We start from the raw sequence: 15,719 nt of genomic DNA, 5'->3' as shown, positions 1-15,719 counted from the left end.
AGGACGGGGCGAGACCCGCGGCTCGACCCCGGCAGTCCGGCGGGACAGAGCGGGTGCCGCAGAGCGCACCGACAGCCTGCATCCCCTCATTCCACGTCACCTTCGCCGCATGAATTTACGGCGGCGTTTACGGTAACGTACTTCCCCGGCATGCGCGTAATGTGTTTAGGACTTCAACCGGCTGGGGAGCGGAACCGGAGGGGTCTCTGTGAGACATCGTCAGGAAGAGAATCCACAACGGCATGGCTTTCATGCGAGAGCCATGCTTGCTGCGATGGCATCCATATTCATAGCGTCGGGCGCCACTCACAACGTCCATGCCGCCGATCTCGTCATCGCCGTGCCGAACTGGCCGTCGGGACAGGCAACCGCCAATATCCTGAAGGTCGCGATCAGCAAGAACTTCGGCCTTGCGGCCGAACTGCGCGAAATGGGCGAGCTCAACGCCTTTGCCGGGCTTGAGAGCGGCGAGCTCGATATCCACCCCGAGGTCTGGCGGCCGAACCTCGATGCGGCAATCGAAAAATATGTCGATGAGAAGAAGGCGGTAACTCTGGCAAAACGCGCGGTTGCCGCCTGGCAGGGCCTCTGCGCCACCGAGGATGCCGAAAAGGCCGGCATCAAAAGTGTCAAGGACCTCTCAGACCCTGAAAAAGGCGCCCTGCTGGACACCGATGGCGATGGCCGCGGCGAGCTCTGGATCGGTGCCGCGACCTGGACATCGGCGAGCATCGAGCGGGTGCGTGCCTTGAGCTACGGTTACGCCAGGAACCTGACGCTGGTGGAGGCGGAAGAGGATGTCGGCATGGCAGCCGTCGATGCCGCCGTCGCGACCGGCCGGCCGATGGTCTTTGCCTGCTACGCGCCGCACAATGTCTTCGAACTGCACAAGGTGACGCGGCTGGAAGAGCCGGCTTACGACCCCGCACGATGGAAGATCGCACCCGGCAGCGATCCGCTCTGGATCGAACATTCGAAGGCCGATGTCGCCTGGCCGCCATCGGAATTCCACATCGCCTGGTCGACGTCCTTCGGCGCCAAACATGCCGATGTCGCCGCCTTTCTGGAGAAGGTCGATCTGACGCCTGAGGAAGTGACTGCCATGACCTATGCGCTGCAGGTGGAGCGCCAGCCGCCTGCCGACTATGCGGAAAAATGGGTGGCTAAGAATGCCGCCCGCATTGAGGGATGGGCAAAGCCATGAGCCGGACATTGCAGAAAGCCGCCCTCGCCGCACTCGCGCTTGGTTTCGCCGCCTATGTCGCTCATGCGGCCGGCACGCAGATCTACGATTCCAAGACGCGGAAATGGGTCGACTACGACAAGAACACGGCGCGCAAATATTTCGCCCGCAACAAGCAGGTTCCGGATGCCTTCCGCCGGCAGGTCGTGACCTTCCGCACGGCGGAGGAGCCGGGCACCATCATCATCGACGGCAACCAGCATTTTCTCTATCTCGTGCAGCCCGGAGGCCAGGCGATCCGCTACGGCATCGGGGTCGGTCGCGAAGGCTTCGGCTGGGCCGGCATCGTGCGTGTGGGCCGTACCGCCGAATGGCCGACCTGGACCCCGCCCGCCGAAATGGTGGCCCGCGACCCGAATGCCGCCAAATGGGCGGCCGGCCAGCCCGGCGGCCCGGACAATCCGCTCGGCGCCCGCGCCCTCTATCTCTATGCGGGCGATGCCGACACGATCTATCGCATCCATGGCACGCCTGAATCCTGGTCGATCGGCCTCGACGTATCCTCGGGCTGCATTCGCATGAACAATGACGACATCATCGATCTGCACTCGCGGATAAAGGTCGGCGCCAAGGTTATCGTCCTGATGCAGGGCGCGGCCCTCTACAAGGGCGTCTGAAACGGGGGAATTAGAATGCGCATGTTCTTGAAGAGCCAGCCGCTCCCGGCCCTGCTTCTTTGCTCGCTATCGGCACTTGCCGCCTGCCAGTCGTCCCCGCCGCCCGACCAGATGTCGCGCACGGCGGTGGAGACCGCGCCCGCCGACCTGCAACTGCTCTGCGCCGATGCTGTCGCCAAACAGGCCGGTCTCGACAGGGCAAAAATCCTGCCGACGAGTTCGCGCCCTGTCGAAGCCGGCGGCTTCAGCGTCGATCTCGACGCCTCCGGCCGCAAGTTCGCCTGCGTCATCGACCGCACGGGCGTGGTGAGAAGCGTTCAGGCAGTGTGAGTGTGAGGACAACCGGGCTGCTCGTCCGTGGGGCACCCCCCTCTGTCCTGCCGGACATCTCCCCCACAAGGGTGGAGATCGACAAGTGGCATGACCTTCGCCCATCGCTGACGTCGTGTAGTTTGCAACGGCACTTGTTTGGGGAAACCGGCGCTCCCAGCCGATCTCCCCACCTGTGGGGGAGATGTCCGGCAGGACAGAGGGGGGTGGCTCTGCCGCTATTCAAGAAACCTAACCAACTGGCCGGCGCCGCTATTCGACCTCGCCGAAGTCATGATTTCACCGCCTGACTGTAGCCACCACTCGGGACTGTCGGCCAATGTTCAAAAAGGAACGGTATAGTAGAAATCCGCATCAGATCTGCAGCAACGCGTTTTATGTTTCCAGTTACTATCTATCTGAGGAGGAAGGTAAATGCCGTTTTTGGAATCTCAGGTCAACACGTTCACGGTCAATTTTCAGTACAGTGCTGCGACCACCCAGCTGCCAGGCGGCGGATGGGTGATCACATGGGCCTCGATGCTGCAGGACGGCAGCGGTTCCGGAATCTACCAGCAGGTCTACGACGCGACGGGCGCCCTCGTCGGCCCCGAAACCCGCGTCAACACCACGGTCGAGGGCAATCAGGACATGCCGGCCGTGACGGTCCTTGCCGACGGCGGCTGGGTGGTGACCTGGGGAGACCAGGGGGTCTCCACGCCCGGGGTCTACCAACAGGCATTCAACGCGGACGGCACGCCGCGCGGCGGCGAGACCCAGGTCAACACCTATGAGGGCGCGGGACAGGGCTTGCGATCGGTCATGGGGCTTTCCGACGGAGGCTGGGTCGTCAGCTGGTTGTCGGTAGGCCAGGACGGTTCCGGATACGGGATCTACCAGCAGGCCTTCGCTGCCGACGGCTCCAAGATCGCCGGAGAGACCCAGGTCAACACCTACACCGATGGAAACCAGTGGCCCGGTTCGATGGCGCCGCTCGATGGCGGCGGCTGGGTCGTCACCTGGTCGTCAGCAGGGCTGGACGGTTCCGAGACCGGCATATTGCAGCAGGTCTACAATGCCGACGGAACGCCGCGCGGCGGGGAGACCCTCGTCAATACCTACACCAATTCCTATCAGGGCGGCCCAACCGTGGTGGCACGCGACGGCGGCTGGGTCGTCATCTGGGGATCGAATGGCCAGGATGGCTCGAGCGGCGGGATCTATCAGCAGGCCTACAATGCCGACGGAACGCGGCTCGGCACGGAGACACGGGTCAACACCACGACCGACGGCAACCAGGGCTACCCTACCTCCGCCGCATTGGACGGCGGCGGCTGGGTGGTGATCTGGCTCTCGGGCGATGCCCATATGATGCAGCAGGCCTACAACGCGAACGGGACACCAAAAGGCGGCGAGACGCAGGTCGATACCGAGGGGACATATGCGTCGAACCAGAAGGTGACGGCGCTGGCCGACGGCGGCTGGGTGGTGACCTGGACGGTGATGGGATTCACCGACACCTACTACCATGTCTATCAGCAGGCGTTTAATGCCGACGGGACGAAAAACGGCGATGAAACGCTCCTCAACACGCTGACCCACACCTACCATGATATACCCCAGGTGGCGGCACTCGATGACGGCGGCTGGATCGTCACCTGGGCATCCGACAGCGACTACAACGGTCCCTACTCCTATGACTCCGGCATCTATCAGGTTCGCTACGATGCCGACGCCCATGCGGTGGAGCTTCCGAGCCACAGCATCTACGGTACCTATCCTGGCATGAGCCTCTTCGGCACGGCCGGCGACGATGCCATCTATGCAAGCGCCGGCGACGATACGCTCTACGGCTATGCAGGCAATGACCATCTTTCCGGAAGCTCTGGCGACGACAGGATGATCGGCGGCCTCGGCAACGATACCTATAGCGTCGACACCACGGCCGACCGGGTCGTGGAACTGGCCGGAGAAGGTACCGACACCGTCCTGACCGAAGTGAGCTATACGCTTTCGGCCAATGTCGAGAACCTCGCGATGGTCGCCGAGGGCAATCTCTATGCGACCGGCAATGCGCTCGACAACGTCATGACCGGCAATAGCGGCAACAACACTCTCGCCGGCGCTGCAGGAAGCGATACGCTTCATGGTCTCGACGGCAACGATTATCTCGATGGCGGCGCAGACAATGATACGTTCTACGGCGGCTCCGGCGACGACATGCTCGCGGGCGGTACCGGCGACGACTTCATGGATGGCGGCGACGGAAACGACAAATACAAGGTCGACAGCGCCGGCGACGTCGTCCACGATACCGGCGACGGCGTCTGGGATCTGGTCGATACCATCTATTCCACGGCGGAGACCTATTCGCTCGCCGGTACCGGTGTTGAAACACTGATCCTTCAGGCAGGCGCCGTGACCGGGATCGGCGGCAGCGGCAACAACCAGATAGTAGGCAATGCGGCCGCCAACACGCTCGTCGGCGGCGGCGGTGCCGATGGCCTGAACGGCGGCGGCGGCGCCGATACGTTCGCCCTCGCCGCACCGAGCCCGTTCAACTTCGCTTCCATCAACGATTTCGGCGCGGACGACTTCCTGTTGTTCCAGTCCGCCGACTTCCAGGGCATGACCACGGCCACCCTGGATTTCCACGTCGGCAAAACCGCCATCGGCACAGATGCCCAGTTCTACTTCAACTCATCTGACCGCACGCTCTATTGGGACGAGGATGGCACCGGAGGAGATGGTGCCGTTGGAGTTGCCCTGCTCAACGGAGCCTATGTCCTGCAGTCCGGCGATTTCCTGTTTGCGTGAGGGGCGCTGACAACGGCAGGCAGGGCTTTGCGGGCCGCCGTTTATGCGGCCTTTTCCTTTGTGAAGGGATGAGCGTTTCGGCGCCGGCTCGCTCGGAACACCCCCTCTGCCCTGCCGGACATCTCCCCCACAAGGGGGAGATCGACAAGCGGCCCGACCTTCGTACATCATCGACGTTGCGCAGTTTGCAACGTTTGTTGTTTGGGGAAACCGGCGCTCCCAGCCAATCTCCCCACCTGTGGGGGAGATGTCCGGCAGGACAGAGGGGGGTGCCTCATGGCACACGCTGGCGGTGTAAGATGTAACGCTGCACACGCCTCGCCCGCAATCCTCCTACCGGGCCCCAAGCTCCTGCCCGACCAGAGACAGCCAGTACCGCACCCCATGCGCAATCGCCTTGTCGTTGAAATCATAGGCCGGATGGTGCAGACCCGCACTGTCCCCATTGCCGATCAGGATCATCGCGCCTGGCCGCTTCTCCAGCATATAGGAGAAATCCTCCGCCCCCATCGACGGCTCGTAAGCCGCATCCACCCGGCCCTCGCCCGCCACCTTTGCAGCCGCCGCAACGATCGCCGATGTCCTGCCGGCATCGTTGACCGTGACAGGATAGCCCGGCCGCCAGTCGATCTCGGCTTCGGTTTCAAACAGCTTCGCCGTACCATGCACGATCTCACGGAACCGCTGCTCGACGGCCTTCCGCGTTTCCGCCTGCATGGTGCGGATCGTACCGCCGAGGCGCACGGAGGCGGGAATGACGTTCAGCGCCTTGTCGTTGCCGGCCTCCGAAAAGGCGATGGAGACGACGACGGGATCGAAGGGATCGGTGAAGCGCGAAGCGATCGATTGCAGCGCGGTGACCATATGGGCGCTGACGAGAACCGGATCGCGCGTCATGTTCGGCGAGGCCGCATGCCCGCCCTTGCCGTTGATGGTGATGACGAAACGGTCGGCACCCGCCATGAAGGGACCGGCGCGCGTCGCAAAGGAACCGATCTCGAGGCCCGGCTCGTTATGCATGCCATAGACCTCGTCGATGCCGAAACGCTCTAGCAGCCCCTCCTCGATCATCACCCGCGCTCCGCCGCCGCCTTCCTCCGCCGGCTGGAAGATGAGCACGACCTTGCCGGAGAAATCCGGGTCTTCGACGAGGCACTTGGCGGTGGCAAGCAGCATGGCCGTGTGCCCGTCATGGCCGCAGGCATGCATGCGGTTGGCATTTTTTGAGGCATAGGGAAGATTGGTCTGCTCCGACATCGGCAGGGCATCCATGTCGCAACGAAGCGCAATCGTCTTGCCGGGGCCCTTGTTGCCCTCGATGACGGCGACGACGCCGGTTTTGGCGAGCCCGGTCGTCACATTCTCGCAGCCGAATTCCGCAAGCTTGCCCGCCACGAAGGCCGCCGTCTCCGGCAGGTCGAAGAGCAGCTCCGGATTCTGATGAATATGCCGTCGCCAGCCCTTGGCCTCTTCGGCGACGGCTTCGATAGTGCTCATGATGGTATCCTCGTGATGTGGCGGGCCGGACCGTGGGGAGCGGCGGCCGAAGGTGGGGTGGTGCGAGACTAGCCGCCGCGGGGGCGATTTGCCAGCGGGGGAATGGAATAGCGATGAGAGAACAGATCTATCCGCGATCGACACCCCTCGAATGCAGAGGTTGCTTTAGGCACCAACGCCCTCCTCCCCACTCCCTCATTCCTGTGCCCGTCACAGGAATCCAGCCTGCCCAAGTCTTTGGGCAGGAGAGACTTTTATCTTCTTCTGGTGAGTGAGTCATTCACCGCGCGGACGCGCGGTGGCTGGATCTCTGTGACAAGCACAGAGATGAGGGAGGTATGTGGACGCCTCAGCCCACAACATGCGACAGCACTGCTCCACCTCCCAAGCCTCCGAATATGGAAACTCGATCAACAGTTCTGCCCCTGATTACCCGAACATGCCGGGCGAATAGGTGCCGTCGCTTTCCATTTCCTGAGCGCGTTGCTGCAGCCAGAAGAGAAACTGGTGGATCGAATTGGTGGTCTGGTCGCCGTTTCCGGCGTGGAACGAATATTTGTCAGCCTCGCCGCTCTGAATGAGATGGCTGATATATTCGATCCGCGGCTTGATGGCGTCATCGGGCAATGTCGCGACATTGGTTTCATACATGTCATTGCTCTCGGTCTGCGGATTGTAGCGCTCCGGATGGGCGGCCGTCTCAGCATCACGCTCTGCCTGCAGCTGCCGCGCCAGCTCTTGGCTGGCAGCAAGCTGGGCCTTCACCTCGGCTGACATCGGCTGCGCCGAGCCGGGCGGCAATGTGTGCCATTCGAGATGGGAATAGTCATACCGCGGGATGCCATAGATCGCCGGCGCCAGCGAGCCGACGAGATATTCCCTCTGCGCCTGCGACATGTTCGGGTCGCGGATCATCGCTTCAAACGCTTCCTTCGACATCGCCGGCTCGCCAGGAGGCAAAAGGATCGGGACTTGAGAATTTGGCGGCAGATGCGGCGTGCCGCCTCCGCTTGCCGGCTGGGCGGTGACCTGCCGCGTGCTGCCATCCGCAAAGGCGATCGTCAGCGATGACGATGCTCCGGCGTAAAGCTCGACGGTGATAACATCGTCGGAATTGCCGTTGACGCTGATGGTCGCCGTGCGGCCATTGACGGTGACCTGCACCGCATCGGCGGAAATGCCCTCGCCAAGCTCCAGCGTGGCGGAGCCGGAGACCATGATCTGGTCGCGCCCGTCGCCCGCGGCATATTTGAGGATCGAGCCGCCGCCGGTCTGGATCCGGTCGGCGCCTTTGCCGCCGGTGATGACGGACCTTTCGTAGGTCTCGATGACATCGTTGCCGGCCCCGCCATTGACCGTGGAGTCGCGATAGACGGAGATGTAGTCATTGCCGTCTCCGCCGTCGACGGTCGAATAATCGTAGCCGCTCACCCAGTCGTTGCCCGCCCCGGCATTAACCTTCGAATGATCGTTGACGGACACGTGGTCATTGCCGGCTCCGCCTGTGATATCGGAGTCACCGTAACCGTTGATGATGTCGTCGCCGGCTCCGCCATCGACAGTGGAATGAGCGTAGGTCCAGATCTCGTCATTGCCGTCTCCGCCGTCGATGATGGAATAATCGTAGGTATCGATGACGTCGTCGCCCCGCCCGCCGCTGACGGTCGCATGATCATAGGTGCTGATGTAATCGCCGCCGTCGCCGCCATCGACCGTCGCGTCGGAATAGGCCGACACCTCGTCATTGCCGGCGTCGGCATCGACGAAACTGTTCGATCCGCCGTGCAGCCTGTCGTCCCCGCCCGTACCGACGAGAACCCTTAGCGACATTTCCATCGCTTGCTGGCGGACGTGCCGCACGATCGAGGTGGCGCTGGCACCGTCCTTTTCGCCGCTCTTGTCCGGAGCCGGGCTCGAAGGCGCAGCCTGACGGTCATCGCCGCCCTCCCCACCGGACTTTGCAGCCCGCCATTCCTCAATCGTCGTCTTTGAAAACCGGTATGTTGAGGACTGGTAGATCGATGACATAATCGAATTGGTAACGGTCATGCGTGCTCCCCTTGCCGGCGCAATGCAGATGTTGCGGGACGCGCCCCGCATCCCTCACCAAAGTTGAGCACTCATATGCAGGCTTAAACTTGCGCGGGCATTGCGTCGGGTCGCATCGGCAGAATTCCACAACCACCAGCTTTGGAATCCATGGGGGAAGAATGATGGGCAATTCTCCATTCTGTGAATCCCTTTGCAGAAGGGAGTCTCGCGCGAGACATTCGCGGGAAATATTTCACGTTCCAGTCTGAGGCTGGCGCCCTCACCCATCACACACTCGCCTTCCGATACGCCGAAACCGTCATCCAAACAGCCGACAGCAGGAAATAGAAGGCGCCGAAGCCCGCATAGGGCGCAATGTCGAGAATACCAGGCGCTGCGGTTCCATAGGCCCGGCTGATCATGAAACCGCCGGCGAGCGTCGATTGCGCGCCGCTGAGGATCATCACCCATTGCGCGCCGTAGATGCGCCAGCGCCGCACGGCCGCCGAGAGCTGCAGGAGACCGGAAAAGATGGCCCAGAAGCCGAAGACGGCGAGCACGGCATAGGTGCTGCTCATGACGGCGATGATGACGGCGAGCGTGGTGATGGTGCTGACGGCGACGTTGAAGGTCTGGGCCGGGTTAGCCTTCAGGCCGCCATTCGAGCGGGCGTCCACGAGGTTTGCCGCCGCATCCCAGGCCGGATAGATGACGAGCAGCACGGAGGCGAGCGCGGAATGCCCTCCTGAAAGAATGGCGGCGATGATCCAGCCGATCGAAAACAGCGCACGGACGAAATAATAGGATCGCAACCAGCTCGATTGCGGGGAAGATTGGTTCTGCATGACAGGCTCCTTGTTGTCTTCCTACTAGTAGGTAGCTAAACTTGGGGAGTCAATCGCCAAACGCCGATGCCCTCTGCCATCAGGAACACATGCTCGTGAGCAGGCCCGCAGAGCCAGCTTGACAGCCTTGCCTACCAGCAGATAGGCAAGCTGCATGGAACAGACGACTTCGGAAAAGATCCTCGATATAGCGCAGTCCCTCGTCGTGGCGGGAGGCTATAACGGCTTCAGCTATGCCGATATTTCCGATGCGGTCGGCATCCGCAAGGCGAGCATCCACCACCATTTCCCCACCAAGGCCGAGCTGGTGCGGGTCCTGGTCGACCGCTATACGCAGCGCGCCGAATCCGGCCTGAACTCGCTGCGCGAGCACGTTCCCGGCCCCATCGATCAGCTGCAGGCTTATCTGGACTACTGGCAGAAATGCATCCTCGACGCCTCGGAGCCCTTCTGCGTCTGCGCCATGCTCGCCGCCGAAATACAGATGCTGCCGGAGCCGGTCGCAGCCCACGTGCGCCGGCATTTCGAGAACCTGGCCGCCTGGCTGACGTCAGTGCTGAAGGCCGGCGTGGAGCAGAAGCTCTTCCGGCTCGCCAAATCGCCCGAAGAGGAAGCGCAGATCCTGATGGCCTCCGTCCATGGCGCCATGCTGTCGGCCCGCGCGCTTGGCGACCCCAGCCTGTTTGCCGCGATCGTCGGCCCGCAGATCGCGAGGCTCAAGGCATAGAAGCGCCCGGCTTCGCGCGCAGCTGGTGTCCGCATCAGTTCAATTGCACCGTCAGACGGTCGATCGCCCCGGTAAAGGCGAACGGCGCCTGATAGTCCTTGTCCTCCACCGGGGTGCGCGTATCGCTGCCCACGTCGAAGGTCTCATCCCACGGCAACAGGAAGGGAATGGTATGCTGCACCTGCTGTGTGGCGACCTTGCTCCCATCCACGGTCAGCACGCCGGTTCCGCCCTTGCCCATGCCGGGTCCGTCAGACTTGAAATCAAAGACGATCGTGTGCTTGCCGGGCTTGAGCGTATCGGTGCCCTCCCAGCGGAAATGTTCTAGTCCAAGCAGGTTGTAGACGAATACCGGCTTGTTCTTCAGCACGTACAGTCCGTACCCGCCGAACCGTCCCCCTTCGGTGACCAGCATCCCATCCGCGCCCGATTGCGGGATCTCGATATCGGCAGTGATCGTGTACGACTTGTTCACGATGCTTGGCGCATTGCCGGTCGGCAGGCCGGAGAGAGCGCCGGTATAGGTGAATGTCGTCCGGCCCGCGGTGGTGCTCGGCCGCGGCGTAACGGTACGCTCCAGCACGTCGTTGTCCAACGGGAAGACGTTGTATTTGGCCGCCTCCATAAGGAACATATCCTGCATTTCGCGCAGCTTGTCCGGGCTGGTCGCGGCCAGGTCGTTGGCCTGCGAGTAATCGTCGTTGAGATTGTACAGCTCCCATTTGTAGCCGTTCACCACATCCGGCATCTTGCCGAGCCCCATCAGCCACGGAGCGGCCGGCGGCGTCGTCGAGGCGATCCAGCCGTCATGGTAGATGGCGCGGTTGCCGAACATCTCGAAATACTGGGTATGGCGCGTCGAGGGAGCGTTGGCGTTCGCCTTGTCCCAGCTATAGGCCATGCTGACGCCTTCGATCGGCTTCTGCGCCACGCCATTGACCATCGCGGGTGCCGGGATCCGGGTCGCCTCGAGTATGGTCGGGACGATGTCGATCATGTGATGGAACTGGGTGCGGATGCCACCCGCATCCTTGATGCGGGCCGGCCATGCCATGGCCATGCCCTGGCGCGTGCCGCCGAAATGCGAGGCGACCTGCTTGGTCCATTTGAAGGGAGTATCGAACGCCCAGGACCAGGCAACGGACATGTGGGGATAGGTCCTGTCCGATCCCCATGCATCATAGAACTTGAGCTGGTCCGCGACCGGAACGTTGATGCCCTGGATGGATAGGAGCTCGCTGGGCGTGCCGAGAGTGGACCCCTCGGCACTCGTTCCGTTGTCGCCTTCGATATAGATGACGAGCGTGTTGTCGAGCTTGCCGAGGTCGTCGACCGCCTGAATGACACGGCCGATCTCATTGTCGGAATAGGCGACGTAAGCGGCGAAGACTTCGGCCTGGCGCGCAAACAGCTTCTTGCTGTCGGCATCCAGCGAATCCCATTTCGGCAGGTCGTCCGGCCATGGCGTGAGCTGCGCGTTCTGAGGGACGACGCCGAGCCGCTTCTGGTTGGCAAAGATCTGGTCGCGCATGGCGTTCCAGCCCATGTCGAACTTGCCCTTGAACTTGTCGATCCATTCCGGGGTCGGATGATGCGGCGCATGCGTTGCGCCCGGCGCGTAATAGACGAAGAACGGCTTGTCGGGCGCAGCCGCGTCGAGCTGCCGGATATGGTCGATCGCCTTGTCGGCCTCGTCGGTGATCAGATTGTATTTGGGGTTGCCGACCCAGGGAAAGACCTGGGTGTGATTCTCGAACAGATAGGGCTGCCACTGGTTGGTGTCGCCGCCCATGAAACCATAGAAATAATCGAAGCCCATGCCGGAGGGCCACTGATCGAACGGGCCGGCCGAGCTGTATTGGAAGGTCGGCGTATTGTGTTCCTTGCCGAACCAGGACGTGGCGTAGCCGTTCTGCTTCAGGATTTCGGCAACCGTGGCGTTGTCGATGCCGATGATGGAATCGTATCCCGGATAGCCGGTAGCCTGCTCGGAAACCACGCCGTAGCCGACCGAGTGATGATTGCGCCCGGTGATGAGAGCGGCACGCGTCGGCGAGCAAAGCGCAGTCGAGTGAAACTGCGTGTAGCGCAGCCCCGCCTGCGCGACACGGTCGAGCGCGGGCGTCGGTATGACGCCTCCAAACGTGCCCGCCACACCATAGCCCGCGTCATCGGTAATGATCAGCAGGATATTCGGTGCGCCCTTCGGGGGCACCACCTGCGGCGGCCAATACGGTTTGGAATCTCTTGCATCCAGCCCGATTTCGCCGCCAAACGGCGCCGGCGGATTGGGAAGGTATCGCCCGTCGAGGGTCGTCGTGGCATCCGGCGCACCCGGTGTGCCAGTGATCTGTTGTGCGTTCGCGTAGGAGACCGCAAGCGTCAGAAGGCTCGATGTAAGCGCAAACAATAGCTTCATTTTGGTTCCCCCTAGTTTTGGCCGCCCTGGTGGAATCGCAGACGATCGCGATGTCAGCTACGACGCCGAGACCGACCGAATGATGATTGCGTTCTATGATCAGGGCAGCCCGCATCGGCGAGCTGAGCAATGTCGACGGGAAACAGGAAATCATGCCGAGGAAGCTGCCTTCCGCGGGAGATCGGCCGAGCCAATGCCAGCGTTGAGCCGATAGCGACGAAACCCGTACATGCAGGCAGACTGCGAACGATCGTCATCTCGGCAGCTCCCCCTCACGCAACCGAATAGTCGTCGCATTAGACAATGCTAAATTACCACCGGAAGGAACGCCAGTCGAGCATTGAATGTTCGCGGCCAGTGCCTGCAACAAATCTCTTGAAGACGCCCCCGGCAGTCGAGCGGATGCCCTGGCCGGATCATCATCTCAGCGAGAGTGATTTCTTCCGGGCCACGAGCTTGCGCGGCGTCAATGGCAGCCCGGCATCGCAATTGCGCGCGACCAGGGTTTCGGTGACGGACTCGTCCGCATAGGTCTCCTGCATCCGGATATAGACCGCCGACAGGGTCGGATCGAGGGAGAGCGCCTGCCGAACCAGGAATTCGGCCCTTTCGGCATTGCCGCAGGCCATGCTCGCAGCAATCTGATAGAGCGACGTGCGCCTGGTCTGGAAGGGCAGCGTCAAGGCGACGCGCCTCATCTCTTCGAAACGGCCCAGCGCGTAAAGGGCTGCCACCCGCTCTTCGGTGATCCAGACCGGCAGGAAGGGATCGAGCGTCTCGGCACGATCGAGCATTTCGAGCGCGCGCTCAGGCTCCCCGTCATAGACATAGAAAGCCGCGCTGCGGCCGAGAATATAGGCGTCGTTCGGAGCGAGCTCATGGGCACGAATGTGATGGTAACGCGACGAAACGAAGTCGCCCGATTTCATCTTGATCGCGCCCATGATGCGATGGGCTTCCGGATCGGTCGGATCGAGGGCGAGTGCGTGCGCAACCTGCTGTTCGGCCTTGTCCATGTCGAAGCTCGGCAGATTGCTCCACGAGCAGACATGCATTGCGAAGGGACGGCCGAATCCGGGGTCGGCGGTCATTGCCCGCTCGAACCAGGCCATGGCTTCGTGTATGTGAATATCCGCAACGCCAACGAGGCGGTGGTGATCCAGACCACGCAGATAATACTCGTAGGCCGTCATGTTCTCCGGGCGCTTCAGCCGTGCTGCTGCAAGTTCCGACTGCTCGATCCGTCCGGATACGGTTGCCGCAACACGGGCGATGATCTCGTCCAGCACATCGAGCAATTCGCCAAACGGGCGCTTGATACGATCAGACCAGATGACGAGCCCTTCTCCGGTCTCGGTAAGCGCGATGTTGACCCTGAGGTCGTCGCCCACTTGTCGGATCGAACCGCTGATGACGTAGCCGACGCCGAGAAGGCGTCCGATCTCGACGGGATCTTTCGTCGTCAGGGCGGTTGCCGCCGAGCGGGAACTGACAAACAATCCCTTCAGGCGGCTGAGTTCGAGTGTCAGGTCGTCGGTAATGCCCTCCGCCAGGAAACATTGATCTGCAACAGCGCCGGGCGCCACATCGAATCGTGCCACTGCGATCGAATTGGTCCGGGGAGATTGGGCAGCATTGGGAGTGGATCGCGTCGGGGCGAACTGAAAGACGTGACGGTCCACCAGTTCGGTGACCCGGTAAATCCGGATCGGCTCGAGAATTCCCTTCAGCCGCCGTTCGCCGACGTCTTCAAATCTGCAAGGCGAGACCCGCCGGACCTGGTCGTGAAGCAGGCCTGAAACCTCGATTGCGCCAGGCGGCGCAGACGCCTCGATGCGCGCGGCGATGTTGACCCCGTCGCCGCGCAGGTCCGAACCGACGACGACGACATCAGCGAGATGGAGGCCGAACCGCATGTCGCCGCCGCTCGATCCGGGAAGGGCAGCGATCTCGGCGCGCGCCTCGATGGCGGACCTCAACGCATTGACGGGGCTGGCAAACTCGGCGAGCAGGCCATCACCAGCCGTGCCGAAGACACGGCCGTCGTGGCGCTGGACAATCATGCGAACAGTCTCGAGGACAGTGTCGATCCGCGTAATCGCCCCTTCCTCGTCCGTTTCCATCGCGGGGGTGGAGCCGACGAAATCCCCGACCATGATCGTAGCCAGCTTACGCTGCATTCTCGATCCCTCCCGCAACAGAAGAACGTGATGACGCAATGTAGCACATTCGCGGGCGTGGATGTTTTGCGATTGGCAATGCTATGGGCAAGCAAGTGGGTTCATTGGCCGCTTTCGGCCCCAAGCTGACATTGGCGTCAATCCTCCCGGCGCCTCGTCATGAAACCGACTTCGGTAAATGTAAAACGGACGTTGGCGCGATCAGGAGAGCCGCTTGTCGCAATGGCAATATGTCCCGTTCGTGAAGTCGACGGCATGAAAGTGTCGAATTCCACCCGTCCTGAATCATATGAGATATTCGAAATTGCGTATTGCTCACCATCGAGATAATCCTTCGCGCTCACCGATAGCTGGCCGTCTCGCATCTGTATCAGATATTCCGACCTCGCATCGTCTTCGTCGGAGCGCCAAACCCTGAGCAAGCCGGGCACATCTAAATGAACAATCTCAGCCGATGTAGGTGCTCCCGCCCAGAGTGGACGATAATGCATTGTAAGGTTTTGGTGGTGCTCTCGATAGTGCTAGCGTTATTCGCGACCCTCTGCCGGTGCCCCCCAGAGCGAGGGTCTTATTCTCCGAAGTAGCAAGAGTCGTTGATATGCTTGCGTTGTTCTTTATCCTTTTTGTTTTGCCGTACATCGTCGGTTTCGTCGCGCTCGCGTTCTGGCGACAGGGGTGGACGCTTATGGCGGCAACCGTCGCAATGATTGTTGTCTATTTATTCTCCATAGGATCAGGGGATGGCCCAGGCGCGTTCGCGGCGGATGCCTTTCCAGCTGTCCTCGCGGTTGGAATTGCAACCGGGTTAGTAACCAGCGTCATTGCCATGACGTCGAACTACCGACCTAGCTACATTGTAGCGGCAATGTTCCCTCTCGGATATATCGCTGGATATATGGCAATCCGATAGCTCTGAAGCCCTCTGGGCTATCGCTAGCGTCCGGAAGGGCTACGTGGGAGCGGAACGTCGGTTACATTGTAAGGGCAGTCCCACTAATCGCAATGTCTGCTTCCGGCGCATCGTCGCCATATCC

General features: G+C 61.7%; 10 protein-coding genes. 5 read left to right on the top strand and 5 right to left on the bottom strand.

Annotation, left to right across the window (positions count from 1 at the left end; all coding sequences use genetic code 11):
* Window positions 1-274: 274 nt before the first annotated feature.
* The 4 genes from H4W29_RS20750 (at window position 275) to H4W29_RS20735 (ending at window position 4,986) form a co-directional block, all read left to right on the top strand.
* Window positions 275-1,204 (top strand): ABC transporter substrate-binding protein, encoded by a 930-nt coding sequence (locus H4W29_RS20750; protein WP_312872315.1) that lies wholly within the window; start codon window positions 275-277, stop codon window positions 1,202-1,204.
* A complete protein-coding gene (locus tag H4W29_RS20745; protein WP_192730601.1) occupies window positions 1,201-1,860 on the top strand; it encodes a L,D-transpeptidase in 660 nt (219 codons plus the stop codon). The genes H4W29_RS20750 and H4W29_RS20745 overlap by 4 nt, the downstream gene beginning before the upstream one ends.
* Before the next feature lie 15 nt (window positions 1,861-1,875).
* Window positions 1,876-2,190: a hypothetical protein gene (locus H4W29_RS20740; RefSeq protein ID WP_192730600.1), complete on the top strand. Its 315-nt coding sequence runs from the start codon at window positions 1,876-1,878 to the stop codon at window positions 2,188-2,190.
* 414 nt (window positions 2,191-2,604) lie between these two features.
* Window positions 2,605-4,986 (top strand): calcium-binding protein, encoded by a 2,382-nt coding sequence (locus H4W29_RS20735; RefSeq protein ID WP_192730599.1) that lies wholly within the window; start codon window positions 2,605-2,607, stop codon window positions 4,984-4,986.
* A 333-nt stretch (window positions 4,987-5,319) separates the two neighbouring features.
* On the opposite strand, the gene H4W29_RS20730 is transcribed toward H4W29_RS20735, so the two are convergent.
* The 3 genes from H4W29_RS20730 to H4W29_RS20720 form a co-directional block, all read right to left on the bottom strand.
* Window positions 5,320-6,483 (bottom strand): M20 aminoacylase family protein, encoded by a 1,164-nt coding sequence (locus H4W29_RS20730; protein WP_192730598.1) that lies wholly within the window; start codon window positions 6,481-6,483, stop codon window positions 5,320-5,322.
* A gap of 429 nt (window positions 6,484-6,912) precedes the next feature.
* Window positions 6,913-8,532, bottom strand: a complete 1,620-nt coding sequence (locus tag H4W29_RS20725; protein WP_192730597.1) for a calcium-binding protein — start codon at window positions 8,530-8,532, stop codon at window positions 6,913-6,915.
* Between the two features lie 269 nt (window positions 8,533-8,801).
* On the bottom strand, window positions 8,802-9,359 hold the full coding sequence (locus H4W29_RS20720; protein WP_192730596.1) for a DUF308 domain-containing protein: 558 nt from the start codon (window positions 9,357-9,359) through the stop codon (window positions 8,802-8,804).
* A 154-nt stretch (window positions 9,360-9,513) separates the two neighbouring features.
* On the opposite strand from H4W29_RS20720, the gene H4W29_RS20715 reads away from it, so the two are divergent.
* Window positions 9,514-10,086, top strand: coding sequence for a TetR/AcrR family transcriptional regulator (locus tag H4W29_RS20715; RefSeq protein WP_192730595.1), 573 nt, complete (start codon window positions 9,514-9,516; stop codon window positions 10,084-10,086).
* A gap of 34 nt (window positions 10,087-10,120) precedes the next feature.
* Here H4W29_RS20715 and H4W29_RS20710 read toward each other — a convergent pair whose 3' ends face one another.
* A complete protein-coding gene (locus H4W29_RS20710; protein WP_192730594.1) occupies window positions 10,121-12,505 on the bottom strand; it encodes an arylsulfatase in 2,385 nt (794 codons plus the stop codon).
* Between the two features lie 419 nt (window positions 12,506-12,924).
* Window positions 12,925-14,685, bottom strand: coding sequence for an adenylate/guanylate cyclase domain-containing protein (locus H4W29_RS20705; RefSeq protein ID WP_192730593.1), 1,761 nt, complete (start codon window positions 14,683-14,685; stop codon window positions 12,925-12,927).
* Between the last annotated feature and the right edge of the window lie 1,034 nt (window positions 14,686-15,719).

The organism is Rhizobium viscosum (assembly GCF_014873945.1).
Taxonomy (GTDB): domain Bacteria; phylum Pseudomonadota; class Alphaproteobacteria; order Rhizobiales; family Rhizobiaceae; genus Rhizobium; species Rhizobium viscosum.
This window is presented reverse-complemented; position numbering and strand designations above follow the sequence as displayed.